Origin of the sequence: Microvirga sp. GCM10011540 (assembly GCF_042650665.1) — a bacterium.
Lineage (GTDB): Bacteria > Pseudomonadota > Alphaproteobacteria > Rhizobiales > Beijerinckiaceae > Microvirga > Microvirga lenta.
Genome location: NZ_JBHSBQ010000140.1, coordinates 1 through 22,420 on the forward strand (window position 1 = coordinate 1; position 22,420 = coordinate 22,420).

At 64.7% G+C, this 22,420-nt stretch carries 21 protein-coding genes, 2 tRNA genes and 1 pseudogene; 17 read left to right on the forward strand and 7 right to left on the reverse strand.

The window, feature by feature from the left end:
* Positions 1–127, forward strand: a pseudogene (locus ACFOYU_RS22430) (amino acid ABC transporter ATP-binding protein); the annotation flags it as partial.
* A gap of 96 nt (positions 128–223) precedes the next feature.
* Here ACFOYU_RS22430 and sseA read toward each other — a convergent pair.
* The 4 genes from sseA to ACFOYU_RS22450 all read right to left on the reverse strand — a co-directional run bounded on the left by sseA (position 224) and on the right by ACFOYU_RS22450 (position 3,566).
* A complete protein-coding gene (gene sseA / locus ACFOYU_RS22435; RefSeq protein ID WP_377035296.1) occupies positions 224–1,078 on the reverse strand; it encodes a 3-mercaptopyruvate sulfurtransferase in 855 nt (284 codons plus the stop codon).
* A 19-nt stretch (positions 1,079–1,097) separates the two neighbouring features.
* A complete protein-coding gene (locus tag ACFOYU_RS22440; RefSeq protein ID WP_377035297.1) occupies positions 1,098–1,892 on the reverse strand; it encodes an alanyl-tRNA editing protein in 795 nt (264 codons plus the stop codon).
* A gap of 38 nt (positions 1,893–1,930) precedes the next feature.
* Positions 1,931–3,388, reverse strand: a complete 1,458-nt coding sequence (locus ACFOYU_RS22445; protein WP_377035298.1) for a cryptochrome/photolyase family protein — start codon at positions 3,386–3,388, stop codon at positions 1,931–1,933.
* A 103-nt stretch (positions 3,389–3,491) separates the two neighbouring features.
* Positions 3,492–3,566 (reverse strand) — tRNA-Asn (locus tag ACFOYU_RS22450).
* Between the two features lie 214 nt (positions 3,567–3,780).
* Between ACFOYU_RS22450 and ACFOYU_RS22455 the strand changes: the two genes are divergently transcribed.
* From ACFOYU_RS22455 to ACFOYU_RS22475, 5 genes are all read left to right on the forward strand, one after another.
* Positions 3,781–3,854, forward strand: a tRNA-Cys gene (locus tag ACFOYU_RS22455).
* A 21-nt stretch (positions 3,855–3,875) separates the two neighbouring features.
* Entirely contained in the window at positions 3,876–4,538 is a 663-nt protein-coding gene (locus tag ACFOYU_RS22460; RefSeq protein ID WP_226741771.1) for a protein-L-isoaspartate O-methyltransferase, read from the forward strand.
* A gap of 233 nt (positions 4,539–4,771) precedes the next feature.
* Positions 4,772–6,118 carry a TolC family outer membrane protein gene (locus ACFOYU_RS22465; protein ID WP_377035299.1) on the forward strand — a complete coding sequence of 449 codons (1,347 nt, stop codon included), beginning with the start codon at positions 4,772–4,774 and terminating at the stop codon, positions 6,116–6,118.
* A gap of 162 nt (positions 6,119–6,280) precedes the next feature.
* Positions 6,281–6,838 (forward strand): PopZ family protein, encoded by a 558-nt coding sequence (locus ACFOYU_RS22470; RefSeq protein WP_377035300.1) that lies wholly within the window; start codon positions 6,281–6,283, stop codon positions 6,836–6,838.
* Between the two features lie 92 nt (positions 6,839–6,930).
* On the forward strand, positions 6,931–9,639 hold the full coding sequence (locus ACFOYU_RS22475; protein WP_377035301.1) for a valine--tRNA ligase: 2,709 nt from the start codon (positions 6,931–6,933) through the stop codon (positions 9,637–9,639).
* A 43-nt stretch (positions 9,640–9,682) separates the two neighbouring features.
* Here the strand turns inward: ACFOYU_RS22475 and ACFOYU_RS22480 are convergent, their stop codons facing one another.
* The gene (locus ACFOYU_RS22480; protein WP_377035302.1) at positions 9,683–10,132 is read right to left on the reverse strand and encodes an acetyltransferase; all 450 of its coding nucleotides are present in this window, start codon (positions 10,130–10,132) and stop codon (positions 9,683–9,685) included.
* A gap of 325 nt (positions 10,133–10,457) precedes the next feature.
* Here ACFOYU_RS22480 and ACFOYU_RS22485 point away from each other — a divergent pair, with 325 nt between their 5' ends.
* The 5 genes from ACFOYU_RS22485 (at position 10,458) to ACFOYU_RS22505 (ending at position 14,542) form a co-directional block, all read left to right on the forward strand.
* Positions 10,458–12,461, forward strand: a complete 2,004-nt coding sequence (locus ACFOYU_RS22485; RefSeq protein WP_377035303.1) for an acetyl/propionyl/methylcrotonyl-CoA carboxylase subunit alpha — start codon at positions 10,458–10,460, stop codon at positions 12,459–12,461.
* 54 nt (positions 12,462–12,515) lie between these two features.
* On the forward strand, positions 12,516–12,953 hold the full coding sequence (locus ACFOYU_RS22490) for a DUF1489 family protein (protein ID WP_226741776.1): 438 nt from the start codon (positions 12,516–12,518) through the stop codon (positions 12,951–12,953).
* A gap of 24 nt (positions 12,954–12,977) precedes the next feature.
* Positions 12,978–13,229, forward strand: a complete 252-nt coding sequence (locus ACFOYU_RS22495; RefSeq protein WP_377035304.1) for a hypothetical protein — start codon at positions 12,978–12,980, stop codon at positions 13,227–13,229.
* 80 nt (positions 13,230–13,309) lie between these two features.
* On the forward strand, positions 13,310–13,681 hold the full coding sequence (locus ACFOYU_RS22500) for a hypothetical protein (RefSeq protein WP_377035305.1): 372 nt from the start codon (positions 13,310–13,312) through the stop codon (positions 13,679–13,681).
* A gap of 147 nt (positions 13,682–13,828) precedes the next feature.
* Positions 13,829–14,542 carry a DnaJ domain-containing protein gene (locus tag ACFOYU_RS22505; RefSeq protein ID WP_377035306.1) on the forward strand — a complete coding sequence of 238 codons (714 nt, stop codon included), beginning with the start codon at positions 13,829–13,831 and terminating at the stop codon, positions 14,540–14,542.
* Between the two features lie 69 nt (positions 14,543–14,611).
* Here the strand turns inward: ACFOYU_RS22505 and ACFOYU_RS22510 are convergent, their stop codons facing one another.
* On the reverse strand, positions 14,612–16,195 hold the full coding sequence (locus ACFOYU_RS22510; RefSeq protein ID WP_377035307.1) for a serine hydrolase: 1,584 nt from the start codon (positions 16,193–16,195) through the stop codon (positions 14,612–14,614).
* Positions 16,196–16,448: 253 nt separating this feature from the next.
* Between ACFOYU_RS22510 and ACFOYU_RS22515 the strand changes: the two genes are divergently transcribed.
* From ACFOYU_RS22515 to ACFOYU_RS22540, 6 genes are all read left to right on the forward strand, one after another.
* On the forward strand, positions 16,449–16,778 hold the full coding sequence (locus tag ACFOYU_RS22515) for a phasin family protein (protein ID WP_226741780.1): 330 nt from the start codon (positions 16,449–16,451) through the stop codon (positions 16,776–16,778).
* Positions 16,779–17,033: 255 nt separating this feature from the next.
* Positions 17,034–17,426 (forward strand): ATP-dependent Clp protease adapter ClpS, encoded by a 393-nt coding sequence (gene clpS / locus ACFOYU_RS22520; RefSeq protein WP_226741864.1) that lies wholly within the window; start codon positions 17,034–17,036, stop codon positions 17,424–17,426.
* Positions 17,427–17,456: 30 nt separating this feature from the next.
* Complete coding sequence (gene clpA / locus ACFOYU_RS22525; protein WP_377035308.1) at positions 17,457–19,916, forward strand: ATP-dependent Clp protease ATP-binding subunit ClpA; 2,460 nt, start codon at positions 17,457–17,459, stop codon at positions 19,914–19,916.
* Positions 19,913–20,167, forward strand: coding sequence for a hypothetical protein (locus tag ACFOYU_RS22530; RefSeq protein ID WP_377035309.1), 255 nt, complete (start codon positions 19,913–19,915; stop codon positions 20,165–20,167). Before clpA ends, ACFOYU_RS22530 begins: the two co-directional genes overlap by 4 nt.
* Before the next feature lie 118 nt (positions 20,168–20,285).
* Positions 20,286–20,642: a helix-turn-helix transcriptional regulator gene (locus ACFOYU_RS22535; RefSeq protein ID WP_226741783.1), complete on the forward strand. Its 357-nt coding sequence runs from the start codon at positions 20,286–20,288 to the stop codon at positions 20,640–20,642.
* Complete coding sequence (locus tag ACFOYU_RS22540) at positions 20,635–21,174, forward strand: SRPBCC family protein (protein ID WP_377035310.1); 540 nt, start codon at positions 20,635–20,637, stop codon at positions 21,172–21,174. The genes ACFOYU_RS22535 and ACFOYU_RS22540 overlap by 8 nt, the downstream gene beginning before the upstream one ends.
* Here the strand turns inward: ACFOYU_RS22540 and ACFOYU_RS22545 are convergent, their stop codons facing one another.
* Positions 21,175–22,359, reverse strand: coding sequence for a GNAT family N-acetyltransferase (locus tag ACFOYU_RS22545; RefSeq protein WP_377035311.1), 1,185 nt, complete (start codon positions 22,357–22,359; stop codon positions 21,175–21,177).
* Positions 22,360–22,420 lie beyond the last annotated feature (61 nt).

The following is a 22,420-nucleotide window of genomic DNA, read 5'->3' on the forward strand; positions in this document are numbered from 1 at the left end:
CCAGGTGGCGGATCGGGTGATCTTCATGGATTACGGGCAGATCGTGGAAATGAACACGCCCGACGAGTTCTTCAGGAACCCGCAGCACGAGCGCACGAGGCTCTTCCTGTCCCAGATCCTGCACTGATCCAGTCATCGGAGACCGCAAAAAGCCCCGAGATGTCTCGGGGCTTTTTCATGTTCGACCGGTCGTGTGGAGAATCGGACCTGGTCCCGATCCGATCTAGAGCTTCTGCGGCAGGTCAGTCTCGACCGGTAGGTCCTCCCGCGCGCCCCATTCGGCCCAGGAGCCGTCATAGACCACGCCGGCTGGATGTCCCGCAGTCTCGAGCGCCAGCGAGAGAATCGCCGCGGAGACGCCGGAACCGCAGCTCGCGATGACCGGGCGGCCGGGATCGACGCCGGCCTGCTCCAGCGCCTGGTCGATGCCCGCCTTGTCCTTCAGGCGGCCGTTCTCGACGAGTTGCGAGAAAGGAACGTTGAGGCTCTTCGGCATGTGTCCTGCCCTCAATCCCGGACGGGGCTCGGGTGCTTCGCCACGGAAGCGGTCCGCGGGCCTCGCGTCAACCACCTGGATGCTATCCGAGCCGAGCGCCGCTTGCACGTCCGTCACGTCAGCCACGGCATCCGCATCGAAGGAGGGCGTGAACGTCCTCGGTTCGCGCTGCCGCTCCGGGCCGGTCTCGATGGGGCGCCCCTCCGCCTTCCAGGCCGGAAACCCGCCGTCCAGGATGAAGACGTTGCTCGCGCCGAAGACGCGGAAGGTCCAGCGCACCCGTGCGGCCGAGAACAGGCCCGCACCGTCATAGACGACGACCGTCATGTCCTCTGAAATGCCCATGGTGCCGACAATCCGCGCGAATTCCTCCGGCGACGGCAGCATGTGGGGCAGGGACGACGAGCGGTCCTTGACCGTGTCGATGTCGAAGCGGACCGCACCGGGAATGTGGCCGGCGAGATATTCCGCCTCGGGGTCGCGGTTCTGGGTCGGGAGATACCAGGAGCCGTCCACGACCACGAGATTCGTGTCGTTCAGATGCTCCTGAAGCCATGCGGTGGAAACGAAGGGCTGCGTCATCGAACTGCTCCTGATGGGTTCAATCGACGAGGGACATGCGAACGCGACGGTTCTGCTTGCCCTTCTTCTCGATGTCGGTGATCGCCACCGTTCCGATCTCGCCGGTGCGGCGCACGTGAGTGCCGCCGCAGGGCTGGAGATCGATGCCTTCGATCTCCACGAGGCGGATGCGGCCCGAGCCTCGCGGCGGCTTCACGGACATGGTCTTGACGAGGCCCGGATTGGCATCCAGCTCCTCGTCGGTGATCCAGCGCTCCGTGACCGGAGCGTCCCGGGCGATCAGGGCATTGAGCTTCTCGGTCACATCCGCCTTGTCGAGCCCTCCTTCGGGAAGATCGAAATCGAGCCGGCCGTCCCCGTCGCCGATGGCGCCGCCGGTGACCGGGTAGGGCAGCACGACGCTGAGCAGGTGCAGGGCCGTGTGGACGCGCATCCGCTTGAAGCGCTTGGCCCAGTCGAGCTGAAGTTCGACGGACTCTCCGGGCGCGATGCGGGAAGCCGCCTCCGTTCCAACCAGATGGACGATCTGCGACCGGTCGGGGCCGTAGACCGTGTTCGTCACGGCGATCCGCTCGCCGTTGGAGCGAAGAATCGCACCGGCATCGCCGGGCTGGCCGCCGCCTTGAGCATAGAACACCGTGCGGTCGAGAACGACGCCGCCTTCCGGCGTGACGCCGGTCACCGTCGCCTGGCAGGAGGAAGCATAGGCATCGTCGCGAAACAGGGGCGTCGTGGCAGTCATCATCGTTCCGTCGTAGTGAGCTTGAGACCGGCGTTCAGGCAGCCGGAGGATCCGGCGCGATGCTGACGGCAACCGGGCAGGCGGGTCAAGCGCTCTTCGCCGAAAGAGAATCAGGGTGATGGCGCGCGCAGGCTGCGAAAGGCCTCCAGGGCCCGCTCCCGTGCGGCGCCGTGCGGCACCACGGGGTGAGGATACGTCTCTCCCGGCGTGATGCCGACGGAACGGAGCAGGTCCGGCGAGGCCTCCCATGGCTTGTGGATCAGCGCCGCCGGCAGGCCGGCAAGCTCCGGCAGATATTCCCGTATGTAGTCTCCGCCTGGATCGAACTTCTCGCCTTGGGCGACCGGGTTGAAGATGCGATGGAACGGAGCCGAGTCCGGGCCGCTTCCGGCGGTCCACTGCCAGCCGAAGGCGTTGTTGGCTGCATCCGCATCCACCAGGGTGTCCCAGAACCAGGCTTCCCCTTGCCGCCAATCGGTCAGGAGATGCTTGATCAGGAAGGATGCGGCGATCATCCGGACCCGGTTGTGCATCCAGCCGGTCTGCCAGAGCTGGCGCATGCCTGCATCGACAATGGCATAGCCGGTCCGTCCGTGCTGCCAGGCCGCGAGCATCCGCGCGTCCTCGCTCCAGGGAAAGCGCTCGAAGCGGGCGTTGTGGGAGGCGAATGGGAGATGGGGGTGGTCGTGGAGAAGCTGATGGCAGAAATCGCGCCAGATCACCTCGCCCAGGAATTTCGCCGCATCCCGCTCCAGGTCGGGCTCTTCCGCAACGCGCGCGGCCACAGCGTGCCAGATCTGCCGCGGGCTGATTTCGCCGAACCGCAGGTGCGGAGACAGGCGCGACGTGCCGGCCATGGCGGGCCTGTCCCGATTCTCCGCATAGCCCCGCAGAGCCGTGTCCAGAAACCGCGAAAGCTTCTCCCGAGCCTGGGCCTCTCCCCGCCGCCAGCTGCGTCTGAGACCTCCCGCCCAGTCGGGTCGGGAAGGTTCGAGGCCCATCGACGCAAGGGGGATATGCGCGCGGCGAATGGATGAAGGCCAGTGTCCGGCGGAAATGGCTTGCGGGGCGGGCAGGGGAGCTGGAAGCGCCCTCGACAGGACGGCGCGCAGGTAAGGAGTGAAGACCTGGAACGGGCGTCCGGCCTGGTTCTTGATCTCCCAAGGCTCGTGGATGAGCCGGCCGTTGAAGCTGCGGACGGTGATTCCCTTGTTCTGCAGCGAGGCTTTGATGGCTGAATCGACAGCGATTTCCGGTGCCGCATAGCGGCGATTCCAGAACACGGCGGCAGCATCAGTCTCCCGGACAAGCCATTCCACGACGTCGCGGGCATGACCTCTCAGCAGAATCAGCTCGGATCCGAGAGCCTTCAGGGACGAGTCCAGGCCTTCGAGAGAACCGTGAAGCCACCAGCGTGCTGCGCCGCCAAACGGACGAAAACCCTCGGATGCCTCGTCGAGAATATAGAAACACAGAATCGGCGAGCCGCTCGCAAGCGCCGCCGTCAAAGCGGGATTGTCGGACAGGCGGTGATCGTCACGAAACCAGACGAGGGCCGGAGCGGGCAAAGTCCTCTCCGTCAGCGGCGCAGTGCCGCCGGGCGCGCGGAAACCCCGTCCAGAATGGAAGGGCCGAGGCTGAAGATGGGAGATTGTCCTATGATGGGAAGGATGGCTCCGGCGGTAGGATTCGAACCTACGACCAACGGATTAACAGTCCGCTGCGCTACCGCTGCGCCACGCCGGAATAATGCCACACCTTCAGGAAGCGCGGTGTGCTTCCCTGGGCCGGTGCGTCTGGCGAACCAGATGCCGCAGCGGCCTGCGGTGGGGAGGCATATAACGGGGGCTTGGGCGGGTTGCAAGTCCCTTGATTGTGACTCATCTCGAAAAGCGACTGTTGCTCTTTTGGTGCGGGCTCTGCTATGGAGCACCCGTCGCGTTCGCGGCACGCCCCGGATGGCCTCGTGGCGGAGTGGTTACGCAGAGGACTGCAAATCCTTGCACCCCGGTTCGATTCCGGGCGAGGCCTCCAAAATTTCTTCTGAGGCAATCTATGGTCGATTTCACGCAGGCGCGCCGTATGATGGTTGATAGCCAGCTGCGCACGTTCGATGTGAACGACATTCCTCTTCTGGATGCCATGGACGACGTGCCGCGGGAGCGGTTCGTGCTGCCGGGGCGCGAGGAACTTGCCTATATCGATCAGGATATTCCCGTCAGCAAAGGCGCCGAACGGCGCTACATGCTGTCGCCCATGGTGATGGGGCGTCTGATCCAGGCCCTCGGAATCGAGGCCGGGGACGCGGTTCTGGATGTAGCCTGCGGTCGCGGCTATTCTTCCGCCGTTCTTGCCACCCTGGGCGCACAGGTGACGGCCCTTGAATCGGACGAGGGGCTCGCCGCCACCGCTGCAGAGTGCCTTGCCGCTGCCGGTGTCGCGGGCGTCACCGTCAAGTACGGCCCCCTGGATCAGGGCTGCCCGGAAAATGCCCCCTACAAGGCCATCCTCATCAACGGCGCCGTCGAGCTGCGTCCCGAGCGCCTGCTCGAGCAGCTGGCCGACGGTGGGCGTCTGGTCTGCGTGAAGGGCCGCGGCCGTGCCGCTCGTGCGACGCTCTACGTCCGTTCCGGCGACACTTTCGGCGAGCGCACCATGTTCGATGCCGCCGCTCCTCTGCTCGAGCCGTTCCAGGCCAAGCCCGGATTCACGTTCTGAGTCGGTCGGCACGGGAGCCGGCAGTGTCGCTTTTTTGCGCCACTCCCCCACTAATCGCTACTAACCGCCGCACAGACGATTGCCGACTCTTACCCCTTGGGTATTGTTTCGCTTTGAGTCGGGTTGGATTAGAAAATTCATAGGTCGGGCTGCGGGAGGACCGCTGAGCCGACGGGCAGGTGGGCGTGAACAACAGTCAGTTTATTAAAAAGTACCGGACTCTCTTCGGCGTAATGGCCTCTGCTTTCGTCTTGGCGGGGGCTTCGGGGGCTTCCGCGGAAACCCTGGAAAGTGCGCTCGCCCGTGCCTACGGATACAATCCGACCCTGAATTCCCAGCGCGCCAATGTTCGCGCCACGGACGAGAACGTGGCCCGCGCGAAGTCCGGCTACCGTCCTCAGGTCAATGCCTCGGCGGATGTGGGCCGGACCTTCTCGGACGTGACCCGTCCGGGAGGCGGGGGAGGGATCAGCAGGCTCACTCCTCGTGGGGTCGGCGTGCAGGTCGATCAGACGATCTTCAACGGGTTTCGCACCGAAAACTCCGTCCGGCAGGCTGAATCGTCCGTGTTCGGGGCGCGCGAAAACCTCAACAACAACGAGCAGAACATCCTGTTCGATGCGGCCTCCGCCTACATGAACGTGCTGCGCGACACGGCGATCCTCGATCTCCAGCGCAACAACGTCGAGGTGATCGACGAACAGCTCCGCCAGACCCAGGACCGCTTCAACGTCGGCGAAGTGACGCGAACCGACGTGGCCCAGGCCGAATCCCGCCTGGCGCTTGCGCGCTCCCAGGCCAGCCTGGCCGAGTCGAACCTCCGCGCCAGCATTGCCCAGTACCGGCAGGTCGTCGGAGCCGAGCCGCGCCAGCTCGCGCCGGGCCGTCCGCTGGACCGGCTGGTGCCCCGGAACGTGGATGCCGCCCTCCGGATCGCCTTCAACGAGCACCCGGCCATCAAGGCGGCCCTGCATGGGGTCGATGTGGCCGAGCTGCAGGTCAAGATCGAGCAGGGCGCCCTGGCGCCGCAGCTCGGCGTGCGCGGTACGGTCGCGCAGCGCTACGACAACCAGGTCGAAGGCGACCGTGCCCTGTCGGCCTCGGTGGTCGCTCAGCTGAACGTGCCGATCTACGACGGCGGCCAAGCCTATGCCAGCACCCGCCAGGCCAAGGAAGTCGTCGGTCAGCGCCGTCTGGAAGCCGATGCCATTCGCGATCAGGTCCGCGCGTTCGTGATCACCTCCTGGGGGCAGCTCGAGGCGGCCCGGGCTCAGATTGCCGCCGCCCAGTCTCAGGTGGATGCTGCCGAGACCGCGCTCAACGGCGTTCGCGAGGAGGCTCGGGTCGGTCAGCGCACAACTCTGGACGTCCTCAACGCCCAGCAGGAACTGCTCAACGCCCGGGTGAACCTCATCACGGCCCAGCGCGACCGTGTGGTCGCCTCCTATGCGGTCGTCCAGGCCATGGGTCGCCTGAACTCCCGTGCCCTCGGCCTTGCCGTCAACCACTACAGCCCGAAGATCCACTTCGATCAGGTCAAGGATCTCTGGGGTGGCCTGGTCACTCCTGACGGACGCTGAAAAATCCGGGCGACAACGCGATTGTTGCGCCCGGCTCTACTTGCTTCCCCGCCTGCCTATGAAATACTTAAGACATTCGTAAGAATGTGATTCTTAAACTCTATAAAGAGTGCGGCGGGCGGGCAGATGACTTCAGTAAGCGCAAAGATCAGCGAACCTTCGATGGAAGAAATACTTGCTTCCATCCGGCGCATCATCGCTGATGACCAAGAGACATTGCAGATCGTGCAGCCGGGAGCGTCTTCCAGTGAGGGCTCGCCCCTGCGGAACGTGCTCGACCTGACGGAGCACCAAGTCTCTGCCGAAATACTGCCGATCCTGCCCGATCCGGAGCTGGAACCGCCTGTTCTCACGGCCTTCGACGAGGACGAAGACGACGAGATGGGTGACGATGCGCCCGTGATGGATTTCCCCAGCATTGCCAAGGTCGAGCAGCCGGCCCCTCAGCCGCGGGTTTCAAGCGCCAAGGCGCCGATCATTCCTGCTCCGGCAATCGAGGCCGAGGAGCCGCTCCTGTCCAGCAAGGCCGATGCTTCCGTCGCGGATGCGTTCATGCGTCTTGATTCGACGGTGGCGCAGAATGCGCCGAAGACCCTGGAGGATCTGGCGAAGGAAATGCTGCGTCCCATGCTCAAGACGTGGCTGGACGACAACCTTCCGCCTCTCGTCGAGCGGCTCGTCCAGGCTGAAATCGAGCGGGTGACCCGCAGCCGGCGCTGAGTTTGTTTTCCTTCGGTTGACTTCGCCGCATCGGTCCGGTTTGTAGCCGTCTTGCTCGCGCGTTTGGCGCGCCAACTTGCCGGTACTGACCCATGATGGACAAGACGTTCGATCCCGCCGCCGTCGAGGCGCGCATTTCAACCCGCTGGGATGAGGCCGAGGCCTTCAAGGCCGGGCGGCAGGATCGCAAGGACGCGAGCCCCTATACGATCGTCATCCCGCCGCCGAACGTGACGGGATCGCTCCACATGGGGCATGCCCTCAACAACACGATCCAGGACATCCTCTGCCGCTTCGAGCGCATGCGGGGGCGCGACGTTCTCTGGCAGCCGGGCATGGACCATGCGGGCATCGCCACCCAGATGGTGGTCGAGCGCCAGCTCATGGAGCAGCAGATCCACCGGCGCCAGCTCGGGCGCGAGGAGTTCGTCAATCGCGTCTGGGCCTGGAAGGAAGAATCCGGCGGCAGGATCAAGTCGCAGCTCCAGCGCCTCGGCGCCTCCTGCGACTGGTCGCGCGAGCGCTTCACCATGGACGAGGGGCTGTCGCACGCCGTCCTGAAGGTCTTCGTCGATCTCTACAGGCAGGGGCTGATCTACAAGGACAAGCGCCTTGTGAACTGGGACCCGAAGTTCCAGACCGCGATCTCGGACCTGGAGGTCCAGCAGGTCGAGGTGAAGGGCAGCCTCTGGCACATCCGCTATGCTGTCGAGGGGGAGGCGGACCGCTTCATCACGGTCGCCACCACCCGCCCGGAGACGATGCTCGGCGACGTGGCCGTGGCCGTTCATCCCGAGGATGAGCGCTACAAGGATCTCGTCGGCAAGTTCGCCGTCCTGCCGCTCGTGGGCCGCCGCATCCCCATCGTGGCGGACGAATATTCCGACCCGGAGAAGGGCACGGGTGCGGTGAAGATCACCCCGGCGCACGACTTCAACGATTTCGAGGTCGGCAGGCGCCACAAGCTGCCGCTCATCAACATCCTGGGCCCGGAGGCCGAGCTTCAGCTCGCCGGCAACGAGGCTTTCCTCGCCGATCTGCCCTCGACGGGCGAGCTCGAAGCCGTTCTCGCTCTCCACGGCGTCGACCGGGCCGAGGCGCGCAAGCGCATCGTGGCGCTGCTCGAGGAGAAGGAGTTCCTCGTCCAGATCGAGCCCCACACCCACATGGTTCCGCACGGCGACCGTTCGGGCGTGGTGATCGAGCCCTATCTCACGGATCAGTGGTACGTGAACGTGAAGCCGCTGGCCGAGCGGGCGCTCGGTGCCGTGCGCAAGGGACAGACCAAGTTCGTGCCCGAGAACTGGGAGAAGACCTATTTCCAATGGCTCGAGAACATCGAGCCGTGGTGCGTGTCGCGTCAGCTCTGGTGGGGACACCAGATTCCCGCCTGGTACGACGATCAGGGCAACACCTACGTGGCCATGAGCGAAGAGGAGGCGAAGGCCGAGGCCCGCGCCAAGCACGGCGGCGACGTGGCGCTCAAGCGCGACGAGGACGTGCTCGATACCTGGTTCTCCTCGGCCCTGTGGCCGTTCTCGACGCTCGGCTGGCCCGAAGAGACGCCGGAGGTGAAGCGGTACTATCCGACCAACACCCTCGTGACGGGCTTCGACATCATCTTTTTCTGGGTCGCCCGCATGATGATGATGGGCCTGCACTTCATGGACGAGGTGCCGTTCGACACGGTCTACATCCATGCCCTCGTCCGTGACGAGAAGGGCGCGAAGATGTCGAAGTCGAAGGGGAACGTGATCGACCCCCTCGAACTCATCGAGCAGTACGGCGCGGACGCCCTGCGCATGACGCTCTCGGCCATGGCCGCCCAGGGACGCGACATCAAGCTCAGCGTCCAGCGCGTCGAGGGCTACCGCAACTTCGCGACCAAGATCTGGAACGCGGCACGCTTCGCCGAGATGAATGAGTGCAAGCGCGTCGAAGGCTTCGATCCGGCCTCCGTCAAGGAGACGCTCAATCAATGGGCGCTCAGCGAGTGCGCCAAGGCGGTGGACGAGGTCGCGGCCGGCATCCAGGCCTACAAGTTCAACGAAGCGGCGCTCGCAGCCTATCGCTTCGTCTGGAACGTCTTCTGCGACTGGACGCTCGAACTCGCCAAGCCCGTGCTGCAGGGTGAGGATTCTCCTGCGAAGGACGAGACGCGTGCGACCATCGCCTTCGTGTTCGATGAAATCTGCAAGCTCCTGCATCCGTTCATGCCGTTCCTCACCGAGGAGCTGTGGGCGATCAAGGGCGAGGAAGGCCCGAAGCGCGAGACCATTCTGGCGCTGACGCCATGGCCGGAGCTCAAGGGGCTCGTGAACGAGGCCGCCGAGGCGGAGATCGGCTGGGTCGTCGACCTCGTCACCGAGGTGCGTTCGGCCCGTTCCGAGACGAACGTTCCGGCAGGTGCGCAGATTCCGCTGGTGCTCGTGTCGCCTTCGGCCGATGTGCAGGCCCGTGTCGGGCGCTGGGGCGACATCGTCAAGCGCCTCGCGCGCCTGTCGGAGATCGGCACGGCCGATGCCGCTCCCAAGAGCTCGATCCAGCTTCTGATCCGGGGCGAGGTGGCGGCCCTTCCGCTGGAAGGCGTCATCGATCTCGCGGCCGAGCGGGCGCGTCTCGCCAAGGAGATCCAGAAGCTTGATGCCGAGGTCGGAAAGATCGACGCGAAGCTCGGAAACGCGGACTTCCTCAAGCGGGCGCCGGAAGAGGTGGTCGAGGAGCAGCGCGAGCGCCGGGACGAGGCCCTCTCGCGGAAGGGCAAGATGGAAGAGGCGCTGGGACGCCTCAAGGACGCGTAACCAAAGAGGGCCGCCGAGAGGCGGCCCTTTTCGCGTCGGGCCGTCAGGTCGTGGCGCTGGCGCGCGCAAGATGCAGGATCGGGAACGGCTTTCCCGAACCATCGAGCTCCGACCGCCCTGTCTGACGGAATCCGAGCCGCCCGTAGAACGAGCAGGCCCCCGCGTTCTGCTCATTGACGTCGACCGTCAGCTCACCGGCGAGCGACGCGGCATGGGCGACGAGCGCCCGGCCTATTCCCTTGCCGTGCTCCGAGGGATGAACGAAAAGCGCGTCGATCTTCGCTCCCGTCATTCCCATGAAGCCCTTCGGCTCATCGCCTTCCGTGGTGGCGACCCAGAAGGGGCAGGATGGCAGGTAATGGTCCCGCACCTGTACGGCATAGAACTGGATGTCCTCTTCCGTCAGGAAGCCGTGCGTGGCGCGCACCGCCTCCCGCCAGATCTCGAACATGGCGGGCACGTCCGTGGGGCGCGATGGGCGAATCCTGATCATGGCGGGTCGAGCTCCAGAACTTGGCAGAGGGCCTGCCGCAGGCGACAGGCGGGAACAGTCGGCGTGCCGTGCCGGTCGTAATCTGCATGCAGGCTGTTTCGGATTATCGTCCTGAAGAGGAGGGAATTCCACTGGTCGACGTTCCGCTCGGAGGTTTTCCGCTCGGATGCGGCCAATCTATGCTCCAGCCCCTACGAACGGGTGGTCGGCGCCCTATGACCTGGGACCGGAGACGCAGGGCCGCAGGTTGGATGGTGACAAGACCTGCGGGTTTTGCTCTAGCTGATCGGCAAGTGGCCAAAGGCTTCGGACGAGGGATTGGAACGTGCTCGAGAGTGTCCTGATCGCCAATCGCGGCGAGATTGCATGCCGCATCATCCGGACCGCCAAGCGGATGGGCATGCGCACCATTGCGGTCTATTCGGAAGCGGATGCGGATGCGCTCTTCGTGCGCATGGCCGACGAGGCCCATCTCATCGGTCCGGCGCCCGCACGGGAGAGCTATCTGCAGATCGAACGCATCCTCGACGTCGCCAAGCGTACGGGCGCCGCCTGCATTCACCCCGGCTACGGCTTCCTGTCCGAGCGGGCGGAGTTCGCCGAGGCCTGCGCCCAGAACGGAATCGTCTTCGTCGGCCCGCCCGCCTCGGCGATCCGTGCCATGGGCCTGAAGGATGCCGCGAAGGCCCTTGTGCAGCAGGCCGGGGTGCCGGTCGTGCCGGGCTATCACGGCTCCAAGCAGGATCCGGACTTCCTGCGGCAGAAAGCCTATGAGATCGGCTATCCGGTCCTCATCAAGGCTGTGGCCGGCGGCGGCGGCAAGGGAATGCGGCGGGTCGAGAAGGCGGCCGACTTCGATGCGGCCCTGGAAAGTGCGCAGCGCGAGGCCTCGAGCGCCTTCGGCGATCCGCGCGTTCTGGTCGAGAAATACATCCTCGCCCCGCGCCACATCGAGATCCAGGTCTTCGCCGACCAAGAGGGCAACGTGGTGCACCTCTTCGAGCGCGATTGCTCGCTCCAGCGCCGGCACCAGAAGGTGATCGAGGAAGCGCCGGCCCCCGGCATGACGCCCGAGATGCGCGAAATCATGGGCAAGGCCGCCGTCGAGGCGGCGCGCGCCGTCGGCTATGTGGGCGCGGGTACGGTGGAATTCATCGCGGACGGTCGCGAGGGGCTCCGCCCCGACCGGTTCTATTTCATGGAGATGAACACCCGTCTTCAGGTCGAGCATCCGGTGACGGAAGCAATCACCGGCCTGGACCTCGTGGAGCTTCAGTTCCAGGTTGCCTCGGGCGACTGGCTTCCCTTCAACCAGGACGACCTCGAAATCCACGGCCATGCGGTCGAGGCGCGCCTCTACGCCGAGGATCCCGAGAAGGAATTCCTGCCATCGACGGGAAAGCTCTGGGCGCTCGACTTTCCGGAAGACGAGGGGCTCCGCATCGATACCGGGGTGCAGGCGGGCGACGAGGTCACGCCTTATTACGATCCCATGATCGCGAAAGTCATCGCCCATGGGGCCACCCGCGAGGAAGCGCTTTCGCGCTTGGCCGAGGCACTGGGCGACACCGTCGTCGCAGGACCGAAGACCAACGTGGCCTTCCTGAAGAAGCTCTGCGAGGCGAGGGAGTTCAGGAAGGGACAGTTCGACACGGGATATATCGACCGCAACATGGAGCAGCTCGGTGCCGCGCCTCAGGCGGCGGATCCGGAATCGGTCCGTCTCGGCGTGCTCAGATTGCTGGAGCACGATTTCGACCTGCGGAACTATCGCTCGACCGTCCAAGTGGGTAGCGCTGAAACCGCCTGGGACGATCATGACGGCTTCCAACTCGCCGGGCCGCGCCGCCAGGGCTTCCCGATCAAGGTCGACGGCGAGCGCACCGAGGCCGTGCTGGAATGGCCCGATCCGAGCGCACATCACGCGGCCCTGAACGTCGCGGTGCGGTGGGGCGATGGCGTCTCGCATCTGATCGAGGACTACATGCCTCTCGACCCGCGCGGCTTCGCGATGACCGACGACGGAGTCATCGTCCTGCGCGAGGGGCGCCAGACGCGCATCGCGATGTACGATCCGTTCGACATCGATCTCGAACACATGGATGGCGGCGATTCCATCAAGGCGCCCATGCATGGAAAGCTCATCGCGCTCTTCGTGCAGCCGGGCGACAGGGTCGAGAAGGGGCAGCGACTCGCCATAGTCGAGGCCATGAAGATGGAGCATGTCCTGATCGCGCCCGCGGACGGCGAGGTGGCTGAAATTGCCGCCGAACCCGGCGCCCAGGTGGCGGAAGGCGCGCGGCTCATCGTTCTTAAGAGGGAGGAGTGACCTGCGGCGCATCGTCCGGTTTTCCGGTTCCGGCACGCATGGTTCAACATTCGCATGGCACTGCATCTTATCAAGCTCTGCGTCGGCTGCGACTCGATCACGGACCTCGAGGAATGGATCGAGGAGAACCGGGGTCACTATCGGCGCCTCGGGCGCGACTACGAGCAGACGCACACCACGCGCATGGTGCCAAAGCGCGTCGAGGAACTGCTCGATGGCGGGTCCCTGTTCTGGGTCATTCGCGGGCAGGTGGCCTGTCGCCAGGCTCTTCTCGATGTCCGTCCGTTCACCGATGCGGACGGGATCGGCCGCTGCAGGCTCGTGCTGGAGCCGAAGGTCGTCTGCGTCGAGCCGCGTCCGTACAGGCCGTTCCAGGGCTGGCGCTATCTCGCTTCGAAAGACGCTCCGCGTGACATCGGCGCCGGGACCGGCGATCTCGCCGTCATGCCTGAAACCATGCGTCGCGAGCTTGCCGAACTCGGACTACTCTAACATGTGTTAATCGAGGCGATGTTTATGCGACCCGTCATCATTCTCGGCCTGCTCATTGCCGCGGGACCGGCGCTTGCGAAAGAGTGCCGCATGCCGGACGTGCCGCCCGGCATCCCCGTTCACCTGCCGCCCGAGTGCAGGCACCTCGATCGACGCGAGGCGAAGTCCTCCGTTCACAGCGACATGAGAGGCGGCGACGGCTTCGTCGATCTCGGTCATGGCACCAAGGTGCGGGTCGGCGGTCGCGTCAGGGCGGAAACAGGCCTCCGCCGTTAGCCTTTTTCCCTAAGCCGCCTCGTGGAACCGCCGAGCCGCGATTCGCATTTGCTCAACAGTTCAGTTGAGTGGAGGTGGCGATGCTTCTAACAGCATCCGAAGGCCGGCACTGGCGTTATGAAGTGTGTGAGCATGCGGACGGGTATCTCGTTCAAATGCGCGATCTGGCAACAGGTGACCTGGACGAGGAGTTTTCCACGATCTTCCGTACCCTTCCCGTGGCTTTCGCCTATGCGGAAATGTCCGCCGCCTACGAGAGGTACGCTGCCTCGGAGCTCGAACTAGCCGATGAATCCCAGCCTGACGACGAACAGATCGAGGTCGACGTCGAGACGACGGAGCGTCATTTCATCGATCTGAGCGACCGCCTGCAGGATGTGGGCATCAATGGGGTCGTCGTTCAGGCATGGGAGCGCGAGCGCCAGCGCGGCCCGGCCCGTCTCCTGCACTAGCTCTTTCCGGAGCGGCCGCGCAGCCATCGCGGCCCTGCCTTGGGATCCCCGGCCGCTCCCGATTTTCCATAATCTTCGTACCTTGGTCATGAGGCGCATTTACAAGCGCCTCGTCCCCGCCCACATGTGGAAGCGGGGAGCACGATCATGATGCTGCTTTACGGGATCGCTGTCGCCGGGCTTCTGTGGTGGCTAGCGAAGGTTTTCGTTCGATCCGACACGGCCGCCGTCGCCAAGGCGCTCAAGGTTGCCGCCGGCGTCGCGGCTCTGGGCGCCGCGGTCGTGCTCGGCTTGCGGGGGCGGATCGATATGGCCCTTCTGCTCGGAGGCTTCGGGGCCTGGGCTCTGGGCTGGAGCGTCCTGAGCCTGCCGGGGCCCTGGCAGCGGATGAAGGGCGGCTCCGGCAGCCGCTTCTCCCGCATCCGCTCCGCGATGATCGAGATGGAAATAGACCATTCCACCGGGATGATGGATGGCTCGGTTCTGGCCGGGACCTTCGCCGGACGGCAGTTTTCCAGTCTCGACCAGTCCGCTTTCCAGCGCCTCCACGAGGAGTGCAGCGCCCTTGATCCCGAGGGCGTCGCCCTCCTAGAGGCTTATTTTGATCGCCGGTTTGCCGGATGGCGTGAATACGCTCAGGGAGATCGCGACACGCGGACGCGCACTCATGCGCATGCGGGCGTAATGTCGAAAGAGGAAGCCTACCAGATCCTGGGGCTTCAGCCTGGCGCGAGCGTCGACCAGGTCCAGAAAGCGTATCGGACGCTGATGAAGAAACTCCATCCCGACCATGGGGGGACGGCTTATCTCGCGGCCCGGGTAAACCAGGCCAGGGAAACTCTGTTGAGCCGACATCGCTGATACTCCACGCGCGATCCGGTGAGGGGGAAGGGTGACGGCGCAATACGCGCGCCGTCACCAGTCTTTGGGTCAGCCTCGGGAGGCGAAGCAGGCGAAGCCGCTCTTCTTCAGGGTCTTGCAGGCGCGCTCGGCGGCTGCGGATTCGTCGAAACCGGAGAAGCGGGCGCGATAGAGGGTGCTGCCGTCCTTCGTGATCTTCTCGGTGAAGGGGGCTGCCTTGGCGAGGAGCTTGCCGGAGCGCGAGCGGGCCGCGTCGAGCATGGCCTTGGCCTTTTCCTCATCATCGGTTGCGCCGAGCTGGATCACCCAGCCGCTCACAGCCGGACGAGCAGCGGGCTTCTGGGCCTCGACGGCCTCGGCCTTGGGCGCTTCGACCTTGATCGCGGCCGTTTTGACGGGGGCAGGGGCAGGAGCCGAGGCGGGCACGCGGTCTTCCACTTTCGCCGAGACCTTCGGCTGCGGAGCGGCCGACGCAACCGGCGTCGTCTCGTTCGGGAGGGCAGCATAGGCCTGCGTATTCTGCGGCACCGGATCCGGACCCTTCTGCCAGCGGATGGCCGGGCCGGAGGACGGGGTCGTGGTGGAGCTGGCGCCTGCCGCCGAGGCGACGACCGGCCGCAGGGAGCTCAGATCGAGCGGCTTGCGCTCGGGAGCCGGCTGAGGCACCGGCGCTTCGGGGGTTGCCGCAGCCACCCTCACAGGGGCGGCAGGGACGACCGGAGCAGGAGCGGGGGCTGCGGCCACGGTGGTCGAATGGGTCCCTTCGACGACGGGAGGCGTCAGCCGGGCGCCCGCATAGGCACGCGGCAGGTGATTGTCGATCAGCGCGGCCATCTGCTGGTCGCGCGAGGCGCCCGAGCGCCCGCCGAGCACCACGGCGACGACGCTGCGGGTATCGGTGTTGACGGAGGTCAGCAGGTTGAAGCCGGAAAGGCGGGTATAGCCCGTCTTGATGCCGTCCACGCCCTCGACCTTCCCCAGAAGCCGGTTATGGCCCCGGATGTTCCGCTGGCCGTACTGGAACGAGCGTGTCTGGAAATAGGCGAAATACTTCGGAAAGCGGTCCTGAACGGCACGCCCCAGGATCGCCAGGTCGCGAGCCGTCGTGATGTTGGGCGGGTCGTGCGGCAGGCCGTGCGGATTGTAGAAGGCGGTGGAGTTCATGCCCAGCTCACGCGCCTTGCGTGTCATCATCTGGGCGAAGGCGTCCTCCGAGCCGGCAATGTTTTCGGCGACCACCACGGAAACGTCGTTGGCCGAGAGGGTCACCATGGCCTTGATGGCGTCCTCGACCTCGATGGTCGAACCCGGCTTCAGGCCGAGCTTAGTCGGGGCCTGGCCGGCTGCATAGGCTGAAACCGTGAGAGGCGTATCCAGGCGCATCCGGCCGCGCTCGAGCTGCTCGAACAGCAGGTAGAGCGACATGACCTTGGTGATCGAGGCCGGAATCCGGGGCTCGTCCGCGTTCGTGCCCTGGAGGACCTTGCCGGTCTTCGCGTCGACGACGATGGAGGCATAAGGGGGATTGTAGCCGCCGCCGCTCTTCGCCTTGCGGCGGGCGGCGTCAGCGGGGGAGGTAAGGGCAATGGCAATGGACGTAGCAATTCCGACAATGGCCAAAGTCCTTCGACGTCCGACCCAAACTGAACTCATCCTGAAAAAATCCCTGTTTCGTTTGGTCTTAGGCCTTTCGCCAGCCGCCCCTTGGTGGAGATCGTTGCCGGCGCGACACAGTCTTCGACGGTAAGAGGTTGCGGTTACGAGCGCGTTAACGGCGGGACCCTTGTGACTGACTCATTGTGCAATGCACAATGAAGTTGACATTTTTTGTGCAGTGCACATATTATGCTTTATCGTTTGCTGGGCAGTATTATGCCAGCGAAAGTATCAAAAGCCGAGGTTCATCATGATTAACTCGTTCGAACAAATCCAGAAGTTCGGTCAGGGCAACCTGGACGCCGCCATGAAGGCCTTCGGTGCCTTCTCGACCAATGCCCAGGCCATCGCCACCGAGTCTGCCGAATTCGCCCGGAAATCGTTCGAGCACAACACCTCGACGATGGAAAAGCTTATCGGCGTGCGGACGCTGGACAAGGCAATCGAGATTCAGACCGATTATGTCAAGGGCGCCTACGACAGCCTCGTCAGCCAGTCGACGAAGATGGGCGCTCTCTATTCCGCCCTCGCAACCGAGGCGCTGAAGCCCTTCGAAGGCATTCTGAACAAGAAGGCCTAAGGCCGGACGCACACGCGTAAAACGGAACGCCCGGCCGTCGAGGCCGGGCGTTTTGCGTTTGGGGCGGCCCTTTGCCGCCGCCGCTTCCTGCGGAAAAGGTGTTCAACATGTCGCTCTTTAAGGCAGGCCTGCGACCTCCCATCTGGTTGATCTAGCGAACCGAAGAGAGCGACTATACATTTGGTAGTGCGTCGCGGTCGGCTGGAAGCGCAGGTCGCGGACCACATGCCAATAAAGAGGGTCGGTCGAAACATCATGCGGCGTTTAGCTCAGGGCCAATTAGCCCGATCGGAGCAGGTTCTCGCATCCGGCGCCGGGTCGCAGCCCCCCGGCGGAGGGGACGAGGGCGGCCGCTCGAACACGGCAATCATCACAAAAGCCAAGCCCAGGACGAAACGGCCGAACCTGTACCGCGTTCTCCTTCTGAACGACGATTACACCCCCATGGAGTTCGTGGTGCATGTCCTGGAGCGTTTCTTCAACAAGAACCGAGAAGACGCCACTCGGATCATGCTGCACGTGCACCAGAACGGCGTCGGAGAATGTGGAGTTTTTACCTACGAAGTCGCGGAGACGAAGGTGACCCAGGTGATGGACTTCGCCCGGAAGCACCAACATCCCCTTCAGTGCGTTATGGAAAAGAATTAGCCGAGACACCGTCTCACAAAGGATAAGCCGTTGCCGAGCTTTTCTCGCAGTCTAGAACAAGCCCTTCACCGAGCTCTCGCTCTCGCCGGCGAGCGCCGTCACGAATACGCGACCTTGGAGCACCTGCTGCTGGCGCTGATCGACGATCAGGATGCGGCGGCGGTCATGCGGGCCTGCAACGTCGATCTCGACGTCCTGCGCCGCAACCTGGTCGAGTACGTGGACAGCGAGCTGGCGAACCTGGTCGCCGATGGACGGCAGGATTCCAAACCGACCGCGGGCTTCCAGCGCGTCATCCAGCGCGCGGTCATCCATGTCCAGTCCTCCGGCCGGGACGAGGTGACGGGCGCCAACGTGCTCGTCGCGATCTTCGCCGAGCGGGAGAGCCACGCGGCTTATTTCCTGCAGGAGCAGGACATGACCCGCTACGACGCGGTCAACTACATCAGCCACGGCATCGCCAAGCGTCCGGGCCTCTCCGAGGGTCGCACGCCGCGCGGGACCGAGGAGGAGTCGAACGAGCGCCCCACCCCGGACGAGTCCGATGCCCGCCCGAAGAAGAAGGGCGACGCGCTCGAGGCCTACTGCGTCAACCTCAACAAGAAGGCGAGGGACGGGAAGATCGATCCGCTCATCGGCCGTGAAGGCGAGGTGCAGCGCACGATCCAGGTCCTGTGCCGCCGCCAGAAGAACAACCCCCTGCTCGTCGGCGATCCCGGCGTCGGCAAGACCGCCATCGCGGAAGGTCTCGCCCGCAAGATCATCCGCGGCGAGGTGCCGGAGGTCCTGAAGGACGCCACGGTCTTCGCCCTCGACATGGGCACCCTGCTGGCCGGCACCCGCTATCGCGGCGATTTCGAAGAGCGCCTGAAGCAGGTGATGAAGGAGATCGAGGGGCACCCGAACGCGATCATGTTCATCGACGAGATCCACACGGTGATCGGCGCCGGCGCCACGTCCGGCGGCGCGATGGACGCCTCGAACCTTCTCAAGCCTGCCCTGGCTCAGGGCACCCTGCGCTGCATCGGCTCCACGACCTACAAGGAGTACCGCCAGTACTTCGAGAAGGACCGGGCCCTCGTGCGCCGGTTCCAGAAGATCGACGTGAACGAGCCGTCCGTGCCGGATGCCATCGAGATCGTGAAGGGCCTCAAGCCCTATTTCGAGGAGTTCCACAAGCTCCGCTACACCAACGAGGCCGTGAAGGCTGCGGTGGAGCTCTCGGCCCGCTACATCAACGACCGCAAGCTGCCGGACAAGGCCATCGACGTGATCGACGAGACCGGCGCCTCGCAGATGCTGCTGCCGGAGAACCGCCGCAAGAAGACCATCGGCCTGAAGGAGATCGAGGCCACCATCGCCACGATGGCCCGCATCCCGCCCAAGACCGTGTCGAAGGACGATGCCGAGGTTCTGGCCCACCTGCAGGACACCCTGAAGCGGGTCGTCTACGGCCAGGACAAGGCCATCGAGGCGCTGACCTCGGCGATCAAGCTCGCCCGGGCCGGCCTGCGCGATCCGGAGAAGCCCATCGGCTCCTACCTGTTCGCGGGTCCGACCGGTGTCGGCAAGACTGAGGTCGCCCGGCAGCTCGCCACGTCGCTCGGCGTCGAGCTCCTGCGCTTCGACATGTCGGAGTACATGGAGCGCCACACGGTCAGCCGCCTCATCGGCGCGCCTCCCGGCTATGTGGGCTTCGACCAGGGCGGTCTGCTGACCGACGGCATCGACCAGCACCCGCACTGCGTGCTGCTCCTCGACGAGATCGAGAAGGCGCACCCGGATCTGTTCAACATCCTGCTCCAGGTCATGGACCACGGGAAGCTGACGGATCACAACGGCAAGCAGGTCGACTTCCGGAACGTGATCATCATCATGACCACGAATGCCGGCGCCGCGGACATGGCCCGTCCGGCCTATGGCTTCACCCGCACCAAGCGTGAAGGTGACGATACGGAAGCGGTCAACCGGCTGTTCACGCCGGAATTCCGCAACCGCCTCGATGCCATCATCTCGTTCGGCCACCTGCCGAAGGAAGTGGTGCAGAAAGTCGTCGATAAGTTCGTGATGCAGCTCGAAGCCCAGCTGGCCGACCGCAACGTCACGATCGAGCTCACGGACGAAGCCCGCGACTGGCTGGTCGAGCATGGTTACGACGAGGCCATGGGCGCTCGCCCGATGGGCCGTCTGATCCAGATGATGATCAAGACGCCTCTGGCCGACGACATCCTGTTCGGTCGCCTGAAGGACGGCGGCGCCGTGCGCGTGGTGGTCAAGGCGGACGAGATCGGCCTCCAGACCCTCGGGTTCGAGTATCCCGAAGGGCCGGTGAAGCCGAAGCCGGAGACAGATGTCACAAAGGCGAAAAAAAAGCCTCGCGCTAAGTCCAGCGGTTCAAAGACGAAAAAGTCCGTGAAACCGAAAGGGCCCGGTGGTAATGGGGGCGGAGGTATCCGCACCGTTCCGAAGGTTCCGCTGGTTAGAGCATGACGACTGAGCTTCACAAGGGCCCCTTGGAGCCCGCTTCGACAGCGGCCGCTCCGGCGACACGGCTGTCCTGGCGCCAAGAGCGCGAGATCCGTCGTCGCCGGCGCGTCTGGTTCGAGGAGATCCTTGGCTGGATCCTGGTTCCGGTCATCGTCGTCGGCAGCTATTGGCTGGTCGAGACCGTGTTGAATGCACTGGGCACTTCGGTGGATGCAATCATCGAGGGGCTCGGGGCCATCACGTCCAACCTGTAAGGCTCTCCGGTCCTCAAGAACCGAACCAGCCCCGCCTCCCGACAGAGGCGGGGCATTTTTTGGCATAATAGTAAACCTATCGGTTGAATAAATATCGTGCGCATGTATGTTAAACCGTATGGTTGAACAAAGCGCACAACTCGACGCCGTCTTCCAGGCTCTGGCCGATCCCACGAGGCGCGACATGCTTCGCCGTCTCGCCGGCGGCGAACGGAGCATCGGGGAACTGGCGGCTCCGTTCAGGATGTCCTTTGCGGGAGCCTCCAAGCACGTCCGGGCCCTCGAAAGCGCCGGGCTGGTCCGCCGGACGGTGAGGGGGCGGACCCATGTCTGCAGCCTCGACCCGGCACCGCTCGCAGCCGCGGACGAATGGCTGCGCTTCTACGAACGCTTCTGGACCGAACGACTCGACGCCCTGGAGCGCGAGCTCGGCCAGGTCGACACGTCCCACGACGAAGGAGGGGAACATGAGTGATTACGGCATTGTCACCGCGGCCGACACGGTCCGGTTCGAACGTCTGCTGCCGGGCCCGATCGAGCGTGTCTGGGCCTTCCTGACGGAGTCGGACAAGCGGGCGAGGTGGCTCGCGTCCGGGCCGATGGAACTGCGCGTCGGCGGAGGGGTGGAACTCGTGTTCCGCAATTCGGAGCTGTCTTCCAGCCCGGAGGTGATCCCCGACAAGTACCGGAAGTATCAGGACGGGGCCGGCTTCACCGCCATTGTGACCCGGTGCGAGCCGCCGTGTCTCCTCAGCCACACCTGGGGTGGGAACAAGGGCGAGGAATCGGAGGTCACCTACGAGCTGACGCCTCAGGGCGACCGCGTGCGCCTGGTCCTGACCCATCGGCGCCTCGGCGGCAGGGCCGCCATGCTGAGCGTCTCCGGAGGCTGGCACACCCATCTCGACATCCTCGTCGCGCAGCTGGAGGATCGGACGCCTGGTCCGTTCTGGACGACCTTCGGGCGGCTGGAAACGGAATACGAGACACGCCTGCAGGCAGGCTGATCATTCGCCCTCCCGATGGCGGAACGGAGTCGCCGAGGCCAGTTCCTCGGCGGCTTCCGACACATAGAGCCGCTCCTGATCGAGATAGGCTCGGACGGCGCGGCGCAGGGACGGGTCGGCGATGTCGTGCGCCGACGTGGTGGTGACGGGCCTGTAGCCTCTCGCCAGCTTGTGCTCGCCCTGCGCACCCGCCTCGACCCTGTCGAGCCCCTTGGCAATGGCGAATTCGATGGCCTGGTAGTAGCAGACCTCGAAATGCAGGAAGGGATGATCCTCGATGCAGCCCCAGTTGCGGCCGTAGAGACGGGTGTCTCCGATGAAGTTGATGGCGCCCGCGATATGGCGTTCGGCCCGCTTTGCCATGACGAGGAGGATCCGGTCCGCCATGCGTTCGCCGATCAGGGAGAAGAAGCGGCGGTTGAGATAGGGGCGGCCCCATTTGCGCGAGCCGGTATCCATGTAGAAGGCGAAGAAGGCGTCCCAATGGGCCTCGGTGATGTCGCTGCCCGTGACCCATTCGATGGTGATCCCATCCTGGAGCGCATCCCGCCGCTCGCGCCGGATCGCCTTGCGCTTGCGCGAGGCCAGGGCGCCGAGGAAATCGTCGAAGGTCGCGTAGCCGTCGTTGAACCAGTGGAACTGCTGGTCGTCCCGGCGCAGGAAGCCCCTGGCGACCAGCGCCTTCATGTCCGCTTCCTCAAGGAAGGTGACATGGATCGACGAGGCGTTCGTCTGATCCCGCACGGCCCGCAGCCCCGCGATCAGGTGCGTCCGGACCTCCTCGGTCTGAGGGCCTTCGGGAACGAGCAGCCGTGGGCCCGTGACCGGGGTGAAGGGGACCGCGACCTGAAGCTTGGGATAGTAATGCCCGCCCGCGCGGGTATAGGCGTCCGCCCAGGCGTGGTCGAACACATACTCGCCCATGGAATGGGACTTCAGATAGCACGGAACCGCACCGAGAAGCTTTTCCGCCTCGTCCTCGACGACGATGTGAAGCGGCGCCCAGCCGGACCGGCCGCCGACGCAGCCGGAATCTTCCAGTGCGGACAGGAAGGCGTGGGAGACGAAGGGATTGTGCGGATCCTCCGCACCGTCCCCGTTCGTGCGGGCGGGAAAGGCACAGGCGTCCCATGCGGCGGCGGGTACCGCCTTGAGGCCCTGGGCAATTTTAACTTGAAATGTCACTGATGGATAAGGATCTCGCCGTTGCAGAAGAAGCTAAGGCTCCGGCGAGATCCTTTCAAGT

Bases quoted from the DNA above. Each gene is read 5' to 3' on its own strand.
- ACFOYU_RS22515 (WP_226741780.1), top strand. From the start codon at position 16,449: ATGATTAACTCGTTCGAACAAATCCAGAAGTTCGGTCAGGGCAACCTG.
- ACFOYU_RS22495 (WP_377035304.1), top strand. From the start codon at position 12,978: ATGCGACCCGTCATCATTCTCGGCCTGCTCATTGCCGCGGGACCGGCG.
- ACFOYU_RS22460 (WP_226741771.1), top strand. From the start codon at position 3,876: ATGGTCGATTTCACGCAGGCGCGCCGTATGATGGTTGATAGCCAGCTG.
- ACFOYU_RS22505 (WP_377035306.1), top strand. From the start codon at position 13,829: ATGATGCTGCTTTACGGGATCGCTGTCGCCGGGCTTCTGTGGTGGCTA.
- ACFOYU_RS22475 (WP_377035301.1), top strand. From the start codon at position 6,931: ATGATGGACAAGACGTTCGATCCCGCCGCCGTCGAGGCGCGCATTTCA.
- ACFOYU_RS22480 (WP_377035302.1), bottom strand. From the start codon at position 10,132: ATGATCAGGATTCGCCCATCGCGCCCCACGGACGTGCCCGCCATGTTC.
- sseA (WP_377035296.1), bottom strand. From the start codon at position 1,078: ATGACGCAGCCCTTCGTTTCCACCGCATGGCTTCAGGAGCATCTGAAC.
- ACFOYU_RS22530 (WP_377035309.1), top strand. From the start codon at position 19,913: ATGACGACTGAGCTTCACAAGGGCCCCTTGGAGCCCGCTTCGACAGCG.
- ACFOYU_RS22465 (WP_377035299.1), top strand. From the start codon at position 4,772: ATGGCCTCTGCTTTCGTCTTGGCGGGGGCTTCGGGGGCTTCCGCGGAA.
- ACFOYU_RS22540 (WP_377035310.1), top strand. From the start codon at position 20,635: ATGAGTGATTACGGCATTGTCACCGCGGCCGACACGGTCCGGTTCGAA.
- ACFOYU_RS22500 (WP_377035305.1), top strand. From the start codon at position 13,310: ATGCTTCTAACAGCATCCGAAGGCCGGCACTGGCGTTATGAAGTGTGT.
- clpS (WP_226741864.1), top strand. From the start codon at position 17,034: ATGCGGCGTTTAGCTCAGGGCCAATTAGCCCGATCGGAGCAGGTTCTC.
- ACFOYU_RS22535 (WP_226741783.1), top strand. From the start codon at position 20,286: ATGGTTGAACAAAGCGCACAACTCGACGCCGTCTTCCAGGCTCTGGCC.
- ACFOYU_RS22470 (WP_377035300.1), top strand. From the start codon at position 6,281: ATGGAAGAAATACTTGCTTCCATCCGGCGCATCATCGCTGATGACCAA.
- ACFOYU_RS22490 (WP_226741776.1), top strand. From the start codon at position 12,516: ATGGCACTGCATCTTATCAAGCTCTGCGTCGGCTGCGACTCGATCACG.
- ACFOYU_RS22510 (WP_377035307.1), bottom strand. From the start codon at position 16,195: ATGAGTTCAGTTTGGGTCGGACGTCGAAGGACTTTGGCCATTGTCGGA.